Consider the following 16,752-nt stretch of genomic DNA (forward strand, 5'->3'; position numbering starts at 1 on the left):
GGGCAAGGCGGGCGGTTCACGGGCTTTTAGGGGCCTCGACTAAAAATTCTATAAATTCTAAAAATTTCTGGAAAGCTTCCAGTCCTTTCTGGTACATCCTCTCCCGTTTCTCCCGCTTGTCTCGGCCGGCCTGAGGGGGGACAAGCCCCCAGTTGGCGTTCATGGGCTGGAAGCCCTCCGGGTTTGCTGTAGCCAGAAACCGCACCAGACCGCCCAGCATGCTCTCCTCCGGAGGGACGACCGGGGGCTTTTTTCTGAAAAGCCTTGCCGCGTTCAACCCCGCCAGGAAGCCGGTGGCCGCGCTCTCCAAATACCCCTCCACCCCCGCCAGCACCCCCGCCACCAGGAGGTGGGGGTGGTCCTTGAGCTGCAGGGTCTTTTGCAAAAGCCGGGGAGCGTTCAGGTAGGTGTTCCGGTGCATCACCCCGTAGCGGACGATCTCCGCGTTTTCCAAACCGGGAATCAACCGGACAAGCCGCTTCTGTTCTGGCCATTTGAGCCCAGTCTGGAAGCCTACCAGGCTCCACATCCGCCCCTCCTTGTCCTCGGGGCGGAGCTGGACCACCGCGAAAGGCTCCTTGCCCGTCCTTGGGTCTTTGAGGCCCACGGGCTTCAGGGGGCCGAAAAGGGGGGTCTGGTACCCCCGGCGGGCGAGCTCCTCGATGGGCAGGCAGGCCTCAAAGAACTCCAGCTTTTCCCAGGCATGGGGGGTGTGGCGCTGGGCCTCGAGGAGGGCCTGGTAGAACCTCTGGTACTCCTCCTCGGTCATGGGGCAGTTCAGGTAGTCCGCGCTCTGGCCGTACCGGCCCGCCTGGAAGCAGACCCTCCGGTCGATGCTTTCCCCCAAAACGATGGGGGCCGCGGCGTCGTAGTAGTAGAGGAAGGGGTCACCGAGAAGGGCCTTTAAGGACTGGGCAAGAGCCTCTGAAGTAAGGGGGCCGGTGGCCAGAACGGCCAGCGTATCCGGCACCTCCCGGACCTCCTCCCGCACCACCTCCACCAGGGGGTGGGCCTCCAGCCTCTGCGTGATGTACTCGCTGAACTCCCTCCTGTCCACGGCCAGAGCCCCCCCAGCGGGAACCCGGGCCCGGTCTGCCGCCTCCATGACGAGGCTGCCTGCCAAACGCATCTCCGCCTGCAAAAGCCCCTTGGCGTTGCTTCTCCCCTCCCCCCCCAGGGAGTTGGAGCAGACGATCTCCGCAAGAAGGGGGGTCTCGTGGGCCGGGGTCATGCGCTTGGGACGCATCTCCAAAAGCCTGACCGGAACCCCCAGCCGGGCCAGGGTCCAGGCGGCCTCACTGCCCGCCAGGCCGCCGCCGATCACCCATACGGCCTCCAGCATACCCACCATTCTACCCGCCCACCTTAGGGTTTCCCAGAATCCCGATCACCGCAAAAAGCCACCGGGGTCCACGGGAAGGCCCGCCACCCGCACCTCAAAGTGAAGGTGGGGGCCGGTGGAAAGCCCGGTGCTCCCCACCAGGCCGATGACCTGGCCCGGTTTGACCCTCTCCCCTAGCCTCACCTTACGCGCACTCAGATGCCAGTACCCGGTGCAGACCCCCAGGCCGTGGTCCAGGACCACCGCCTCGCCCCGGACGAAAAGGGGTTCGGAAAGGACCACCACCCCCTCCGCCGCCGTCCGGACCGGCACCCCTACCTCTGCCTTTAGATCCATCCCCTCGTGGTAGGTCCAGCCCCCTTCCCCATACCGGCGGCGGGTTCCAAAGGGAGAAGTGATCTGCATTTTCTCCAAAGGAGGCCTGAAGTGCAGGGGTAGGCCGAGGCGAAAACGGCATGACGCGATGACCTTCTCCCGCTCCTCGCGCAGGGTATTTGGGTCCATTCTGGCCTTTAGCCCGGGGGTCAAGGGGATGACCTCCCGGGGGTAGGAGACGGGGTGCACCTCGAGGTCGAAGGGGAAGCGGCCGCCCTCGAGGAAGAACTCCACCCGGTGTACGCCGGGCTTCTCCAAGGCGGGGACCCCCAGGTACCCCAAAAGACCCTCCTGGGACAAGGCCAAGGGAAAGGTTCGCCCAAAGGCCCGCACCTCCCCTTCCTTGTACCCCGCCACGCGGACCAAGGTGGCCTGCCCCACCCAAAGCCCCCCCAGGCGCACCTCCCCCTTGGGCAGGATCCGCCTCTCCTCCCCAGAAAGCCGTAAGACCTGGCCAGGGTGGATGCGGTCCGGGTCCTGAAGGCCGTTGAGCCGGGCAAGCTCCTCCACGGAAAGGCCGTACCTCCGGGCGATGGAAAAAAGCGTCTCTCCCGGGGCGACCACGTGCTGGGCCAAAACGGGCGTAAGGAAAAAAAGGAGCAGGAGGCGGCGCATGGCCTTATGCTATCCCCAAAGGAGGGGAGGAATGGTCCTGGTGCTGAACGGGCCCAACCTGAACTTGCTCGGGCAGAGGGAGCCCGAGCTGTACGGCCAGACGACCCTGGAGGAGCTCGAGGCCCTTTGCGAGGAATGGGGGGCGGAGCTGGGGCTGGGCGTCGTCTTCCGCCAAAGCAACTACGAGGGACAGCTGGTGGAGTGGATCCAGCAGGCCAAGAAGGAGGGGTTTTTAGCCATCGTCCTGAACCCAGGCGCCCTCACCCACTACTCCTATGCCCTCCTGGACGCCATCCGCGCCCAGCCGCTTCCGGTGGTGGAGGTCCACCTTACCAACCTCCACGCCCGGGAGGAGTTCCGCCGCCACTCCGTGACCGCCATGGGGGCGAGGGGGATCATCTCTGGTTTTGGTATTTTTTCCTATAAACTCGCCCTGGTCTACTTGGCCGAGGCCCTGGAACTCAACCCCTAGACGGGGTATACTGGGAAACGGCTCAACCGCCCCTGAAGGAAGAGGCGCTTTGGGGGGGTTAGCTTGGCAAAGGGGAACAAGGTATGGCCCAGATTCTTCCCGTGGAGATCACCGAGGAGGTCAAACAGAGCTTCATCAACTACGCCATGTCCGTCATCGTGGACCGGGCTTTGCCCGATGTCCGGGACGGGCTCAAGCCGGTCCAGAGGCGCATCCTGTACGGGGCCTACCAGGAAGGGGTGCTTCCCAACCGGAAGCACGTCAAAAGCGCAAAGATCGTCGGGGAGGTGATGGGCAAGTTCCATCCCCACGGGGATGCGGCCATCTACGACGCCCTGGCCCGGATGACCCAGGATTGGAACCTCCGCTACCCCCTGATGGACGGCCAGGGGAACTTCGGCTCCGTGGACGGGGACCCCCCCGCAGCCCAGCGGTACACGGAGGCCCGGCTTTCCTGGCTCGGGGCCGAGATGCTCGCGGACATCGACAAGGACACGGTGGACTTCCGCCCCAACTACGATGGAAGCCTGAAGGAACCGGAGGTCCTCCCCGCGGGCCTGCCCAACCTCCTGGTGAACGGGGCGAGCGGGATCGCGGTGGGCATGGCCACAAGCCTTCCGCCCCACAACCTGAAGGAGGTGGTGGATGCCCTGGTGGCCATGATCGAAAACCCCGGCATCACCCTCGAGGGGGTCATGCGCCACCTACCAGGCCCCGACTTCCCCACTGGGGGGAAGCTCTCCCGGAAAGGGATCCGGGAAGCGTACGCCACGGGCCGAGGAAGCCTAAAGGTGCGAGGCAAGGTCCGCATCGAGGAGAAGGGGCAGAGGCCCATGCTGGTGGTGACGGAGATCCCCTACCAGGTGAACAAAGCGGGGCTCATCGCCCAGATCGCGGGCCTGGTCAAGGCCAAGAAGCTGGAGGAAATCGCCGCGCTCCGCGACGAGTCCGACCGACACGGCCTGCGCATCGCCATAGAGCTCAAGCGGGGGGCGAACCCGCAGGTGGTCCTGAACCAGCTTTACAAGCACACCGCCCTTCAGGCCACCTTCACCGTGAACCTCTTGGCCATCGTCCAAGGGGAACCCCGGGTCCTCTCCCTCCTCGAGCTCATGCGCCACTACCTGGACCACCGCAAGGAGGTGGTCCGGAGGCGGAGCCTCTTTGATCTCAAAAAGGCCGAGGAGCGGGCCCATATCCTGGAGGGACTCCTCATCGCCCTGGACCGGATCGACGAGGTCATCGCCCTCATCCGGGCCTCCGAGGACGCGGCCCAGGCCCGCGCGGGGCTTGTCCGCCGGTTCGGCCTCAGCGAGGTCCAGGCCCAGGCCATCTTGGACATGCGCCTCCAGCGGCTGGTGGCCCTGGAGAGGGAGAAGCTCCTCGAGGAGTACCGAAGCCTCATGGAGGAGATCGCACGCCTCAGGGCCATTCTGGAGGAGGAGAAGCGGCTTTGGGGCGTGGTGAAAGAGGAACTCCTCCAGCTGAAGGAAAAGTACGGGGACGATCGTCGGACGGTCATTGCGGAGTTCGAGGAGGCCTTCACCAGGGAGGACCTCATCGAGGACGAGCCCATGGTCATCACCCTCACCGCCCAGGGCTTCCTCAAGCGCACCCCTTTGGAAAGCTACCGGGCCCAGGGCCGGGGCGGTGTGGGAGCCCAGGCCGGCCGGGCCGGGGAGGAGGACGAGGCGGTGCGGGTCTTCGTGGCCCAGATGCACGACGACCTCCTGGTCTTCACCAACCGGGGCCGGGTCTACCGGGTCAAGGTCTATGACCTCCCCGAGCTCGGCCGCCAGGCCCGAGGGGTGCATGTGCGGGCCCTTTTGCCTTTGACCGAGGAGGAGGAGGTGGCCGCCCTCCGTTCCGTCCGGGGGCTGGACGGGGAAGGCTACCTGGTCTTCGCCACGGAAAGGGGGCTGATCAAGCGCACCGCCCTTTCCGAGTACAAAAACCTGGGCTCCGCGGGGCTCATCGCCATCAAACTCCTCGAGGAGGACCGCCTGGTGGATGTGGACCTGGCGGAGGAGGAAGGGGAGGTCATCCTGGCCACCCAGGAGGGACAGGCCATCCGCTTCCCCCTTTCCGAGGTCCGGGCCACGGGCCGGGACAGCCAAGGGGTGACGGGGATCCGGTTCAAGCGGGAGAAGGACCGGGTGGTCTCCTTGGTGGTCCTCTCCCCCAGGGATGGAGAGGCCAACCCCGACCTTTTGGCGGTGAGCACCAAGGGTTTTGGGAAACGCACCCCCCTTTCCGAACACCCCCTCCAAGGCCGGGGGGGGATGGGGGTTATCACCTACGCGGTGGGCCCTAGGGTGGGAAGCCTGGCCGCTTTGCTTAAGGTCGAAGGGGCGTCCGGGGAGGACCTCCTCGTCCTTTCCAAAAGGGGCCTAGCCATCCGCACCCCCGTTAAGCAGATCCCCCGCTACTCCCGGGCCACCGCCGGGGTGCGGGTGATGAACCTCCTGGAGGGGGATGAGGTGGCCAGCGCTTTCGTGGTCAAGGAGGCGTAAGTGGAGGAAGTCGTCCTCATCACCGTGCCCACGGAGGAAAAGGCCAGGGAGATTGCCCGCACCCTGGTGGAGGAAGGCTTGGCGGCCTGCGTCAACATCGTTTCGGGCCTCACCTCCATCTACCGCTGGCAAGGCCAGGTGGTGGAGGACAAGGAGCTCCTCCTCATCGTCAAGACGACCACCTTCCGCTTTCCCGCCCTCAGGGAAAGGGTACAGGGCCTCCACCCCTATACCGTCCCCGAGATCATCGCCCTGCCCATCGCCGAAGGGCACAAGGACTACCTGGACTGGCTTAGGGAAAGCACCGGCTGAGCCCGGGGCCGGGGCGCACCCCTAGGGGTGGGCCCTTTTCCCTTCCCGATTTTTTTAACATAGGCATTTACAAAATCCCCCCCCGGTGCTAGCCTGGGGACAAGGAGGCGGTATGACCAAGACCAGGGAAACCCTTTCCTTCAAGGCAGGTGAAGTCATTCTGTACCCTGGGGTGCCCGGGCCCCGGGAGGCCGCCTACCGGGTGGAGAAGGGCTTGGTCCGGCTCCAGATGGTGGATGAGGAAGGCGGGACGCTGACCTTGCGCTTTGTCCGCCCCGGCGGGTACTTCGGGGAGGAGGCCTTGTTTGGCCTCGAGCGGGTCTACTTTGCCGAGGCGGTAACCCCGGCGGAGCTCACCCCCCTTGTCGACCCAAGCCCCGAGGAGACCCAGGCCCTTCTGGCCCACCTGGTGCAGGCCCTTTCCACCACCTACCGCCGGATGGTCCGCCTGGCCACCCAGCGGCTTAAGAACCGGATGGCTGCGGCGCTTTTGGAGCTTGCCGAAACCCCCTTGGCCCAGGTGGAGGAAGGCCAGGTGGTTTTAAAGGCCACCCACGATGAACTGGCCTGGGCGGTGGGGAGCGTTCGGGAAACCGTAACCAAGGTCATCGGAGAGCTCGTCCGAGAAGGGTACATCCGGTCAGGGTACGGCCGCATCGTCCTTTTGGACCCCCAGGGCCTGAAGGCCCTGGCGGAAGCCCGGGCGTAGGCGACCACCCCTGCCCAAGCGGGATTTAAAGGCCTTAACCTCCCTCCCATCCAGCCAACCCGAAGGAGGCCTAGAATGAGGGCGATGCCTTGGGGTGCCGTTCTCGGGTCCTTCTGGCTCCTCCTCTCGGTGTTCCTTTCGGGAAGCAACGCCCTCGTGGGGCTCACCGCCCGGGGGGCTGAGGGGCTTTCCTTTCCTCCGGGCACGGAGGTCCGGCTCCTCTCCCCCGACCTCAAGACCCTGTACGCGGCCTGGCGCGTCCAAGAGGGGCGGCTTTCCCCCCTCTCCCCACCCCTTGCCCCTAAAGCGGGCCAGGAGGTGCGCCTTCTCGTCAGCGAGCCCGGGAAAAAACCCATCACCCTCGAGGCCGTGGCGGACAAGGGGGATGTCTGGATTATATTGGGGAAAGAGCGGGTGAGCTTCCTAAAGCTCCTTAAGGAGCTGGGCCTTTCCCCGCCCGAGAGGCTCTGGCCATGAAGCGGATCCTGCTGATCGAGGATGACCCCGGGATCGCTGAGCTCCTCAGCCTGGAGCTCAAGGAAGCGGGCTTCCAGGTGGACTGGGCGGAAACCGGGATGCGGGGCCTGGTCCGCCTGAGGGAGGCCCGGCCGGACCTGGTGATCTTGGACCTGGGCCTGCCGGATCTAGACGGGGCCGAGGTGGCCCGCCGCATCCGCGCCACAAGCGATATCCCCATCCTGGTCCTCACCGCGCAGGATGCGGTGGACCGGAAGGTCTCCTTGCTTTTGGAAGGGGCGGACGATTACCTGGTCAAGCCCTTCCACCCCCAGGAGCTCCTCGCCCGCATCCAGGTGCAGCTTCGAAACAAGCAAGGAAGCGAGGTCCTCTCCTTGGGGGGTTTGGAAGTCTACCCCAAGAAGCGCCTGGTCCGCTTCCAGGACCGGGAGGTGCGCCTTTCCCCTAAGGAGTTCGACCTCCTCCACCTCCTCCTTTCCCGGCCAGGCCGAGTGTTCAGCCGCCAGGAGATCGAGGAACGGCTTTGGGGAAGACCCCTGGAAAAGGATTCCAATCTGGTGGACGTTCACGTGGCCAACCTCCGCGCCAAGCTCCGCGAGGCCGGCGCCTATGGGTACCTCCGCACCGTCCGGGGGGTGGGCTACGCGGTAAGGCCCCGGGAATGAGCCTGACCACCCGGCTTTTCCTGGCCTTTGGCCTGCTTTGGGCCTTGCTCCTCCTCGCCTCCTTGGCCACGGCCAGGCGGTCGGTGGAGGCAAGCCTCAAGGGCCATCTCGAGGCCACCCTCCTTCAGGACGCGCGGAAGGTGGCGGAGGCCTACACCCAAGGCCGGGCGGGCACCCCTTTGGCCACAGGGGGGGTGCGGCTCCACCTGTATGGAGAGGACGGCACCCCTCTGGTCCTCACCGAGCCCGCCCACCGCCTCGAGGCCGCCGACGTGCGAAGCGCGACGGCTGCGCCGAGGGTTTTCCTGAGGAGGGGCTTTGCTGCGGCCCTGGTCCGGACGCCCCTAGGGGTTTTGGCCCTGACCCAGGAAACCCAGTACATCCAAGAGGCCCTGGCTGCCTTGGACCGGGCGCTTTTCCAAGCCTTCTTCCTCCTCTTCCCGGTGGGGCTCCTTCTGGTCTACCTCACCGCCCGGTTCATCGCCTCCCCCCTGCTCCAAGCCGCCCGGGAGGTGGCCAGGCGGGGCCCAGAAAACCTCGAGCCCCTGCCGCAAAGAGGCCAGGACGAGGTGGGGACTATGATCCGGAGCATCAACCGGCTCCTTGCGGCCTTAAAGGAGGCCAAGGAGCGGGAGAAGGCGTTTCTCGCAGAGGTCTCCCACGAGCTCAGAACCCCCCTCACGGTCCTGCTGGGCCACCTCGAGCGCCTTCCCAAAAGCCCGGAAAGCCTCGAGGCCTTGCGGAAAACCGCCCTCCATCTGAACCGCCTGGTGGAGGACCTTTTGGCCTTGGCCCGGGGGGAGTTGGAGAGGAATCTGAACCCCCACGTGCTGGACCTTCTGCCGCTTCTAAAGGAGGTGGCCCAGGAGCAAGGTGTCCCGCTGGAAGGCGAAGGGGCGGAGGTGGTGGGCGACCCCGACCGCCTCCTGCAGCTTTTTAGGAATCTTACTCAAAACGCCGTGAGGGCCGCAGGCCGGGACAAGGTCTGCCTCCGCCTCCGCAAGGAGGGGGGGTGGGCCCGGGTGGAGGTGGAGGACGAGGGGCCGGGGATCCCGCAAGACCTCCTCCCCCGCCTGTTTGAACGCTTCGCCAAGGGGCCAGGGGGCGGCACGGGGCTCGGCCTGGCCATCGCCCGGCAGATCGCCCGGGCACACGGGGGGGAGATCCAGGTGGAAAGCCGGCCCGGGCGGACGCTTTTTACCGTCCGGCTTCCCCTACTAGATGAAGAAGTAGAATAGGGGCCAGATGCGGGTCAGCCTCTTCATCACCTGTCTGGCCGACCAGTTTTATGCGGAGGCTGGGGTGGCCACGGTCAGGCTCCTGAGGGCCTTGGGTGTGGAGGTGGACTTCCCCCGGGGGCAGACCTGCTGCGGCCAGCCCGCCTACAACGGGGGCTACCTCCAGGAGGCTAAGGCCGTGGCCCGGCACGCCCTCGAGGTCTTCAAGGAAAGCGAGTACGTGGTCCTCCCCTCGGGAAGCTGCACCAGCATGGTCCACCGCTACCCGGAGCTTTTCCGAGGGCACACCCCCTACCCGGAGGCGGTGGCGCTTAAGGAAAAAACCTTTGAGCTCTCCCAGTTTCTCGTCCAGGTCTTAGGCATCACCCGGCTGGGGCTGGGGCTCAAGGGGCGGCGGATCGCCTACCACCACGGCTGCCACGCCCTGAGGGAGCTCGGGGTCCGGGAGGAACCCCTTCTTCTCCTCCGAAACGCCGGGGCCGAGCTCGTCTTTTGGGAGGCGGCGGAGGAGTGCTGCGGCTTTGGGGGGCTTTTCTCGGTGAAGCTCCCCGAGGTCTCCTTGAGCATGGCCGACCGGAAGGTGGACACCCTCGAGGCGGAGGTCCTCACCTCCACGGACGCGGGGTGCCTCCTTCACCTTGCGGGCCGGCTGGAACACCGGGGGAAGAAGCTAAAGGTGGCCCCCCTGGCCACCCTGCTTTGGGAGGCATATGCAGCCGAAGGACTACCCCAAGGAAGCGGCGCGGCTTCTTAAGGAAAGGCCAGGCGTCAGGGAGGCGGTGGACGGGGCCACCCGGCATTTTGATGCGAACCGCCGCCGGGCCTATAGGGAGGTGGACATCGAGGCCCTGAGGGACTGGGCCAAGGGGGTGAAGGACCACCTCCTCTCCCACCTGGGCTTCTACCTGGAAAAGGCGGAGGCCGCCCTGAGAAGAAACGGCGCCCAGGTCCACTGGGCCCAAAACCAGGAGGAGGCCCGGCGCATCCTGGCCCACCTGGTGCGGGAAAAAGGGCTTAAACGGGCGGTCAAAGCCAAGAGCATGCTCTCAGAGGAGCTCGGGGTAAACCCCCTGTTGGAAAGCCTAGGGGTAGAGGTCTTCGAGACCGACCTCGGAGAGTATATCCTCCAGCTTCTAGGGGAGGCGCCAAGCCACATCGTCGGTCCGGCCATCCATCTTTCCTTAGAAGAAATTCAGAAAATTTTTCGCACGCGCTTCCAGACTCCCCCGGATGCCTCCCCCGAGGCCCTGGCCCAGGTGGCCAGAAAAGCCCTTCGGGAAGCGTTCTTGAGCGCAGACCTCGGGATCAGTGGGGCCAACTTCCTGGTGGCGGAAACGGGGACCATCGCCCTGATGGAAAACGAGGGGAATATCCGGCTTTCCACCAGCCTCCCCAAGATTCACGTGGCCCTGGTGGGCATCGAAAAGCTCCTGCCCCGTCTCGAGGACCTGGCCCACTTCCTTTCCCTCACCGCCCGGGCCGCGACCGGCCAGCGGCTTTCCACCTACGTAAGCCTTATCCAAGGCCCAGCCAGGCCTGGCGAGGAAGGGCCTGAAGAGGTGCACGTCGTCCTGGTGGACAATGGACGCACCCATCTGTTGGCCGATCCCGAGGCCTGGGAGACCCTTCGTTGCCTCCGGTGTGGAGCCTGCCTGAACGCCTGCCCCGTCTACCGGCAGACCGGGGGGCATCCCTACGGGTACGTCTACTCCGGCCCCATCGGCGCGGTTTTGGACCCCGGCCTTTTGGGCCTGGAGGAAACCCACCCTCTTCCCTACGCCAGCACCCTCTGCGGGGCCTGCCTCGAGGCCTGCCCGGTCAAGATCCCCATCCCCCATCTCCTCCTCACCTGGCGGCACCGGGCGGTGGAGGAAGGCCTTACCCCCCTGGGGGAAAAGGCGGCCATGCGGGCCTTTGTGGAGGTCATGACCCACCCGGGGCTCTACCGCGTTTTTTCCAAAGGGCTCCGGGCCCTTCCCCTCTCGGAAAGTCGCCTCTTGCCCCTGATCCGCGCCTGGACAGAGGGGCGCACCGGGCCGAGGCCCAGCCCCAAACCCTTCCACGAACTCTGGGAAAGCCTATGAGCCGCGATCCGATCCTCAAAAGGGTGAAGGAGGCCCTGAAAAACCGGCCTCCGAGCGAGCATCCGGGAAGGCTTCACCTGCCCCTCTTAGGCGATGCCTTGGAGCTCTTTTTCATCCGCCTTGAGGAAAACGGGGCGGAGGGCCACCTAGTGCCCAAAAAGGAGGCTAAAGCCCAGATCGAGGCCCTGGCCGAAGGGTTTTCCGGGGTGTCGGTAGGAAAAGGTGTCCCCCCGGAGCTTCGTCCCTCCCTGCCCCTCCTTCCCCCCGAGGAGGCCCCCTTGGGTCTTAGCCTTGCCGCCTTCGGCGTGGCCGAGACGGGCAGCGTGGCCCTCTCGAGCCAGGACGGCCGCAAAACGCACCTCCTTCCCCCCGTACACCTGGTCCTTTTGGAACGGGAAAGGCTCTATCTCACGCTCCTGGAGGCCTTTCTGGCCTTGGAGGAGCTGCCGAGCGCCCTCGGCCTCCACTCCGGCCCCTCTAAAAGCGCCGATATCGGCCAGGTGATGGTTAAGGGCGTCCACGGTCCAGGCCGGTTGATCGTCCTCGTTCTAGACTGAGGCCGCCTCGGCCCTTTTCAGTTGAGCCGGTAGGCCGGGGGAACCGGGAGGCTTCTTAGGTTGAGGCGGACCCCGTTCTCATCCCGCACAAAAACCGGCCACCAGACAAAGCTCGCCCGGCCCGCGATGGCGGACTTGTGCACGGGGCCAAAGGTGCGGCTGTCCTCCGAACCCCCCAGGCCCCGGTTATCCCCCATGACGAAATAGTAGTCCTTGGCCAGCCGGATCCGTCCCACCACACAGGTCTCCTCCAGCTCACTCCGCTTTACCGTATTCGCATCGGGGGGCTCGAGCATGGAGACCAGGGGTTTGAGGTAAGGGGGAAGGAGGGCCAGGGAAAACTCCCCCTGCTGGGTGATGACGCGGGTGAGCCGTCCCTCCTTGTAACAGGCCCCAGGGTAGGAGTCGGGCCAGACCGCCAGATGGTCTGAGATGTGCCGCTCGTCCAGGGGCTTGCCGTTCACGTAGACCACCCCCCGGTCCACATAGACCTCATCCCCCGGAACCGCCACGATGCGCTTGATGAAGAAGGCCCGGAAGGAAAAGCCAAGGACGGGAAACCGGGCCACGGCGTAGGGTGTCCCTTCCGGGGGCTTCAAGATGGCGACCTCCCCCCGCCGCCATTCCCAAAGGCCGAAACGGACAAGCCAGGCCTCCCATTTGGGCACCAGAACCCGTTCCCCGTTGCGCAAGGTGGGGAACATGCTGTTCCCTACCACCCCTACGGTGGTAAAAACGAACGTCGTGACCAAAAAGGCCACCAGAAGGGCCTCCCCCACCTGACGGAACCATTCTTTCCAAAGATATTCTAGAAACACCCGCATATCCTCCCCCAGTCTACCCCGCCAGAGCGGAAAGGGCGGCTTCCTTGCCTGCCTTATAGATCTCCTCCAGCCGCCCGAAGGCCTCTATCCCCACCCCCGAAAGCCTGGGGCGGATATAGACCTCCGGAGGGTAAAGGGCCAGCCGCACGGCGGTGAGCTGGGCCTGCATCAGGTCCACCGCCCGCCGGGCCACCCCCAAGAGGTTTTTGGGAGGCGCCTCCTCCCCAAACCCCGCGCTCACATCCACCGCATAGACCTCCTCCGCCCCCAGGAAGCGGGCCGCATCCACGGGCAGGTTGTCCAGCACCCCTCCATCTACAAGAAGAACCCCCTCCCGCTCCACCGGGGCCAAAAGGCCTGGGTAGGCGGCGGAGGCCAAAACCGCGCTTATCAGCTCGCCCTCCTGGAGGTAAAGGGGCCTTCCCCGCTTTAGGTCCACTGAGGTGACCACCAGGGGCAAGGGAAGGTCCTCAAACCGCGAGGGCAGGTGCTCCGCGAGAAAGCTCGAGAGTTTCCTGCGGGAGAAGATCCCCTCCCTGGGGGAAAGGCCAAGGAGGGCAAGCCAAGGGGTCTTTCGGGCTAATTCCAGGATTTCCTGAGGGGTCTTGCCCGAAGCAAAAAGCGCCCCCACGATGGCCCCCATGCTCGTCCCCACCACCAGGTCAAAGGCGATGCCCTGGTCCAGGAAAACCTCTAAAGCACCGATGTGGGCCAGCCCCCGGGCCCCTCCGCCGGAAAGGACCAAGGCGCGCATGCCCCAATCTTAAGCGGAAAGGATGAGCCCTGGTTGAGCCTGGCCGGTATAGTGAAGGCGTGAGCCTGGTGGGGCAAACCCTGCTCAGCCGGTACAAGGTGGTGCGCCCCCTGGCCCGGGGGGCTTTGGCCACCGTCTACCTTGCCTTTGACCTCTTCGGAACCCCCTACGCGGTGAAGGCCTTCCCCAAGGGTTTAAAGCGCCGAGCCGAGCGGGAGTTCCGAGTGGGGCGGGCCCTGGGCCATCCCCGCATCAACCCCGTGCTGGCCCTTCTGGAGGAACAAGAGGACCGGGGGGCGGCCCTCCTCCTGGCCTACGCCCCTGGGGAACGGTTTTTAGATTGGAGGCAAGGCTCTGAAAAAGAGGCGGTGCTTTCCGTTTTTCGGCAGCTCCTCGAGGCCCTGGCCCATATGCATGCACGGGGGTTTGTCCACCGGGACGTCAAGCCGGAAAACCTCGTGGTCGCCCCCACCCAGGAGGCCCGGCTTCTGGACTTTGACCTTTCAGGCCCCATTGGAGAGCCCTTTCGCATGCGCATCCGTCTGGGCACCCTGGCCTATCTGGCCCCGGAGCAGGCCCTGGGCCAAAGCCCCGGGCCAGAGGCCGATCTTTACTCCGCCGGGGTCCTTCTCTACTGGGCCCTCTCCGGGGAGCTTCCCTTTACGGGCAGCCCTGAGGACGTGGTCCGAGCCCACCTCCAGACCCCCCCACCCCCCATCCCCGGCCTCGAGGCCGAGCTTTGGGGCTACCTTTGTCGCCTCCTGGCCAAGGACCCCAAGGAGCGCTTCCCCTCCGCCAAGGAGGCCCTTGCGGCCTTTCCCTACGCGTGACCTGGGAAGTCCACGCATCCCCGCACTCCCATGCGGGGCATTATGGCCCCCCAGACCCCCCCTTTCTGTAAGTGAAGGCCCCGGCCGAAAGGAAACGGAGAATCCCCAAGGACAGGCCCTGAGCAACCTTCTGCCGGTAGGCCTCGTCGGCCAGAAGACGCCCCTCCACAGGGTGGTTGCCAAAGCCCACCTCCACCAGAACGGCGGGCACCCGGGCGTAGCGGAGGACAAAGAGGTCGCCAGGGAAGCTTCCCCGGTAGGGGCTTTCCGTGGCCAGGGAGAGGGCGCGCCCGACGGTTTCGGCCAAGACCTGGGAGTAGCGCTGGTTGGCCTGGGCCAGGATATCGGTGAGGATCTTCTGGGCTGCGGTCTTGGCCTCCTCGGTAAGGCGCCGTCCCAGCTCACCCCCACCGTTTTCCCAGATCACCCGTTCTAAGACCTCCTTGCTCTGGGTCTGGCCGAAGTAGAAGACCTCTACGCCACGCGCCGTGCCCGTGGGGGCGGCGTTGACGTGGATGGAGACGAAGAGGTTGACCTGGGAGGAGTCGGCCATGGCGGCCCGCTTGGAAAGGTCGGTCCGCTTGTCCGAGGAGAGGTGCATATCCTTCTCCCGGGTGAGCCGGACCTCCACCCCTTGGGCCTCGAGGAGCTGCTTGAGCCGGAGGGCCAGGTCCAGGGTCACCGCCTTCTCCACCACGTACCCCACCATCCCCGGATCGATACCCCCGTGCCCCGGGTCCAAGACGACCACCGCCTTCTTAGGGGGCGGATCCTTCCAGCGCGGCTTGGCGGGCTCCGGGGGGGTCTTGGTTCCCGAAACCACGCCGCTTGGCAAAAAGAGGTCCAAGACCAACCGGTCGGGGTCCTTGAGGCGGGTCTCCTTGACCTCCACCCTCTCCTCTTTAAGCCGGACCACCACCCGGATTCCCTCCTGGTCCAAGATGGTCTGGATCGAGGCCACCTCAGGGGAGTTCACCACCTGGTCCTGGGGCAGTCCTCCCAGCGGGAGGGGGGGTCTTAGACCAGGGAAGAACAGCCCCAGGATCGGTCCCTCCCGGCTCAGCCGGTACTGGGTGGCCCCATCAAAAACCAGGCGTGTGAAGCCTTCGTGCACCCCAACCCGGGGAAAGGGGGTCTGGGAAGCGCTTTGAGCAAGCGGGGCTGAGGCCAGAAGGCCCAAGTTGCTTCCCAAGAACACCAAGAGGAAAAGGAGAACCCTCCCAGATCTCTTCCCTAGGCGAAACCACATTCTTCCGACATTCTAGCCCCATGGGTTAAACTAGGGGGCATGGCTGGGAAAAAGGTCATCGTATACCAGCTCGTCGGCCACCGGTTTATGGGGGTGAACGAACAAGGGGACAAGGCCATGATCGACGGGGACCATCCCCCCACAGGCCCAAGGCCCATGGAGCTTCTCCTTATGGCCTTGGGGGCCTGCACCGCCTACGACGTGGTGGACATCATGAATAAGAAGAAGCAGCCCCTGGCCCGGTACCGGGTGGAGGTGGAGGGCATCCGGGCCGAGACCCATCCCAGGCGGTATACCCAGATCACCGTGCGCCACATCGCCTCCGGCCCCCAGGTAACCGAGGAGGCTTTAAGGCGGGCGGTGGAGCTTTCCCACACCAAGTACTGCTCGGTCTCAGCCAGCCTCAACGCCGAGATCGCCACCGAGGTGGTTGTGGAGCCTTGGGAGGAGGATGCTTCTCGCCGTTGACGTGGGCAACACCAGCACGGCCCTGGGCGTTTTCCAGGGTGAGGCCCTTATCGCCAACTTCCGTATCCACACCGACCGGATGCGGATGGAAAGCGAATATGAGATTCTTATCAAGAATCTTTTTGCCCTTAAAGGCCTGCCACCCCCCCAGGCCGCCCTCATCTCCAGCGTGGTTCCCCCGGTGGAGCAGGAGCTTAAGGCCGCCATCCGGGCCCTTTTCGGCCTCGAGGCCCTGGTGGTGGGTCCGGAGCATACCGGCTTGGAAATCCTTATCGACAACCCCAAAGAGGCGGGGGCAGACCGCCTGGTCAACGCGGCGGGGGCTCTTGGCTACGAAAGCCCCACCGGCCGGTACATCGTCGTGGACTTCGGCACCGCCACCACCTTTGACCTGGTGGAAGCCCCCGGGCGCTACCTGGGCGGGGCCATCACCATCGGACCGCAGACCGCAGCAGACGCACTGGCCATGCGGACGGCCAAGCTCCCCCGGATCGACCTCCTGCCCCCGGAAAGGGTGGTGGGGAAAAACACCCTAGACGCCCTCCGCTCAGGCCTCGTTCTCGGCTACGCCGCCTTGGTGGAGGGCATGGTGAGGCGGTTCGAGGAGGAGGCAGGAGAGGCGCTGGTCATCGCCACAGGGGGGTTTGCTAAAACCCTCGAGCCCCTCTGCCCTTCCTTCCATGTGGTGGATGAGGACTTGACTCTGAAGGGCCTCCTGCGCATCTACAAGGCCTTAGGGTGAACCAATAGACCCACCGCCCCTCAAAGAGGGCATACTCCGACCCTTCCACCTGGAAAAGCCCCAAGTCCACCCAGGAATCCGGCCCCTCCCGGAGGAAGACCCGGAAGGGGCGGCCGGTCCTTTGCGCCTCTAAAAGGCGCAGATTCCCCGGGCTCGGCCCCTGGTGCCCCCGGCCCTCCCCCATGTACCGGATGCGGCCGTCCGGGAGAAACCGGTTTTCATACCCCGACTCCCCACGGTCCACAAGCAGGCTCTCGCGCCCTATCCCCCGGCGGGTTTTGTGGCGGGCCAGAACCTCGGCCCAGCGAAGCTTGACAAGGCCCATCTTGCCGGCTATTATCCTACTTGCCCGGTCGGACGCCCCCGGCCTGGCCAAACCCAAGGCCCCGTGGTGTAGTTGGTTAACACACCCGCCTGTCACGTGGGAGATCGCGGGTTCGAGTCCCGTCGGGGCCGCCACGCCGAGGTAGCTCAGTCGGTAGAGCATGCGACTGAAAATCGCAGTGTCGGCGGTTCGATTCCGCCA

19 protein-coding genes and 2 tRNA genes are annotated in these 16,752 nt (G+C 65.2%); 15 read left to right on the top strand and 6 right to left on the bottom strand.

The features are described 5' to 3' along the window. Positions 1-16: 16 nt before the first annotated feature. Positions 17-1,339: a methylenetetrahydrofolate--tRNA-(uracil(54)-C(5))-methyltransferase (FADH(2)-oxidizing) TrmFO gene (gene trmFO, locus C4301_RS01680; RefSeq protein ID WP_352413417.1), complete on the bottom strand. Its 1,323-nt coding sequence runs from the start codon at positions 1,337-1,339 to the stop codon at positions 17-19. Positions 1,340-1,387: 48 nt separating this feature from the next. Continuing rightward, positions 1,388-2,332: a LysM peptidoglycan-binding domain-containing M23 family metallopeptidase gene (locus tag C4301_RS01685; protein ID WP_352413387.1), complete on the bottom strand. Its 945-nt coding sequence runs from the start codon at positions 2,330-2,332 to the stop codon at positions 1,388-1,390. Positions 2,333-2,363: 31 nt separating this feature from the next. On the opposite strand from C4301_RS01685, the gene aroQ reads away from it, so the two are divergent. The 10 genes from aroQ (at position 2,364) to C4301_RS01735 (ending at position 11,359) form a co-directional block, all read left to right on the top strand. Further along, entirely contained in the window at positions 2,364-2,804 is a 441-nt protein-coding gene (gene aroQ / locus C4301_RS01690) for a type II 3-dehydroquinate dehydratase (protein WP_352413388.1), read from the top strand. An 83-nt stretch (positions 2,805-2,887) separates the two neighbouring features. Continuing rightward, positions 2,888-5,317, top strand: a complete 2,430-nt coding sequence (gyrA, locus tag C4301_RS01695) for a DNA gyrase subunit A (protein ID WP_352413389.1) — start codon at positions 2,888-2,890, stop codon at positions 5,315-5,317. Continuing rightward, entirely contained in the window at positions 5,318-5,629 is a 312-nt protein-coding gene (cutA, locus tag C4301_RS01700) for a divalent-cation tolerance protein CutA (RefSeq protein WP_352413390.1), read from the top strand. 112 nt (positions 5,630-5,741) lie between these two features. Continuing rightward, positions 5,742-6,338 carry a helix-turn-helix domain-containing protein gene (locus tag C4301_RS01705; protein ID WP_352413391.1) on the top strand — a complete coding sequence of 199 codons (597 nt, stop codon included), beginning with the start codon at positions 5,742-5,744 and terminating at the stop codon, positions 6,336-6,338. Positions 6,339-6,422: 84 nt separating this feature from the next. Then, positions 6,423-6,815: a hypothetical protein gene (locus C4301_RS01710; protein WP_352413392.1), complete on the top strand. Its 393-nt coding sequence runs from the start codon at positions 6,423-6,425 to the stop codon at positions 6,813-6,815. Then, positions 6,812-7,480, top strand: coding sequence for a response regulator transcription factor (locus tag C4301_RS01715; protein ID WP_352413393.1), 669 nt, complete (start codon positions 6,812-6,814; stop codon positions 7,478-7,480). The genes C4301_RS01710 and C4301_RS01715 overlap by 4 nt, the downstream gene beginning before the upstream one ends. Then, complete coding sequence (locus C4301_RS01720) at positions 7,477-8,718, top strand: sensor histidine kinase (protein ID WP_352413394.1); 1,242 nt, start codon at positions 7,477-7,479, stop codon at positions 8,716-8,718. The genes C4301_RS01715 and C4301_RS01720 overlap by 4 nt, the downstream gene beginning before the upstream one ends. A gap of 7 nt (positions 8,719-8,725) precedes the next feature. Further along, complete coding sequence (locus C4301_RS01725; RefSeq protein WP_352413395.1) at positions 8,726-9,472, top strand: (Fe-S)-binding protein; 747 nt, start codon at positions 8,726-8,728, stop codon at positions 9,470-9,472. Beyond that, complete coding sequence (locus C4301_RS01730; protein WP_352413396.1) at positions 9,429-10,802, top strand: LutB/LldF family L-lactate oxidation iron-sulfur protein; 1,374 nt, start codon at positions 9,429-9,431, stop codon at positions 10,800-10,802. Before C4301_RS01725 ends, C4301_RS01730 begins: the two co-directional genes overlap by 44 nt. After that, on the top strand, positions 10,799-11,359 hold the full coding sequence (locus C4301_RS01735) for an LUD domain-containing protein (protein WP_352413397.1): 561 nt from the start codon (positions 10,799-10,801) through the stop codon (positions 11,357-11,359). The genes C4301_RS01730 and C4301_RS01735 overlap by 4 nt, the downstream gene beginning before the upstream one ends. 17 nt (positions 11,360-11,376) lie before the next feature. On the opposite strand, the gene lepB is transcribed toward C4301_RS01735, so the two are convergent. Then, positions 11,377-12,183, bottom strand: a complete 807-nt coding sequence (gene lepB / locus C4301_RS01740) for a signal peptidase I (RefSeq protein WP_352413398.1) — start codon at positions 12,181-12,183, stop codon at positions 11,377-11,379. 13 nt (positions 12,184-12,196) lie between these two features. Beyond that, positions 12,197-12,937 (bottom strand): patatin-like phospholipase family protein, encoded by a 741-nt coding sequence (locus C4301_RS01745; protein ID WP_352413399.1) that lies wholly within the window; start codon positions 12,935-12,937, stop codon positions 12,197-12,199. 59 nt (positions 12,938-12,996) lie between these two features. On the opposite strand from C4301_RS01745, the gene C4301_RS01750 reads away from it, so the two are divergent. Continuing rightward, the gene (locus C4301_RS01750; RefSeq protein ID WP_352413400.1) at positions 12,997-13,767 is read left to right on the top strand and encodes a serine/threonine-protein kinase; all 771 of its coding nucleotides are present in this window, start codon (positions 12,997-12,999) and stop codon (positions 13,765-13,767) included. 40 nt (positions 13,768-13,807) lie between these two features. Here C4301_RS01750 and C4301_RS01755 read toward each other — a convergent pair whose 3' ends face one another. Further along, on the bottom strand, positions 13,808-15,016 hold the full coding sequence (locus C4301_RS01755; RefSeq protein ID WP_352413401.1) for an N-acetylmuramoyl-L-alanine amidase family protein: 1,209 nt from the start codon (positions 15,014-15,016) through the stop codon (positions 13,808-13,810). 39 nt (positions 15,017-15,055) lie between these two features. Here C4301_RS01755 and C4301_RS01760 point away from each other — a divergent pair, with 39 nt between their 5' ends. Further along, on the top strand, positions 15,056-15,484 hold the full coding sequence (locus C4301_RS01760; RefSeq protein WP_352413402.1) for an OsmC family protein: 429 nt from the start codon (positions 15,056-15,058) through the stop codon (positions 15,482-15,484). Beyond that, entirely contained in the window at positions 15,468-16,226 is a 759-nt protein-coding gene (locus C4301_RS01765) for a type III pantothenate kinase (RefSeq protein WP_352413403.1), read from the top strand. The genes C4301_RS01760 and C4301_RS01765 overlap by 17 nt, the downstream gene beginning before the upstream one ends. On the opposite strand, the gene C4301_RS09960 is transcribed toward C4301_RS01765, so the two are convergent. Further along, positions 16,132-16,551: an SRA domain-containing endonuclease gene (locus tag C4301_RS09960; RefSeq protein ID WP_503012376.1), complete on the bottom strand. Its 420-nt coding sequence runs from the start codon at positions 16,549-16,551 to the stop codon at positions 16,132-16,134. The genes C4301_RS01765 and C4301_RS09960 overlap by 95 nt on opposite strands. A 57-nt stretch (positions 16,552-16,608) precedes the next feature. On the opposite strand from C4301_RS09960, the gene C4301_RS01770 reads away from it, so the two are divergent. Beyond that, positions 16,609-16,685, top strand: a tRNA-Asp gene (locus tag C4301_RS01770). Positions 16,686-16,694: 9 nt separating this feature from the next. Continuing rightward, positions 16,695-16,752 (top strand) — tRNA-Phe (locus tag C4301_RS01775).

This window comes from Thermus sp. (assembly GCF_040290245.1).
Taxonomy (GTDB): domain Bacteria; phylum Deinococcota; class Deinococci; order Deinococcales; family Thermaceae; genus Thermus_A.